Raw genomic sequence first — 244 nt, 5'->3', positions numbered from 1 at the left:
GGCCTTCCCGGACATCAAGAACAAGTGCGTCGGCGCATATGGTCCCACCTGCGGGCAGCCGCTGCCGGAATGGCGCGGCACCACGCGGGCGACGCTCAACATCGGCGATTTCTCGGCGAGCGTCCGCCATCGCTACATCGGGCCGGTCACCACCGACCGCTACATCGTGCCGCTGCGCCAGAATGCGGAAACCGCCCCGCCGATCACCAACTTCGCCTATCCGCGCCTCGCCGCGCAGAACTAT

Annotated in this window: 1 protein-coding gene; it reads left to right on the top strand. The window is 67.2% G+C overall.

Annotation, left to right across the window (positions count from 1 at the left end):
* The coding region (locus CVH10_RS26330; protein ID WP_181244732.1) for a hypothetical protein at positions 1 to 244 on the top strand (244 nt) is incomplete at both ends.

The sequence above is a fragment of the Halomonas sp. ND22Bw genome, assembly GCF_003011945.1.
In the GTDB taxonomy this organism is placed as follows: Bacteria; Pseudomonadota; Gammaproteobacteria; order Pseudomonadales; family Halomonadaceae; genus Halomonas; species Halomonas halophila.
Note: the sequence above shows the minus strand (reverse complement) of the source record. Positions and strands in the feature narration are given on the sequence as shown.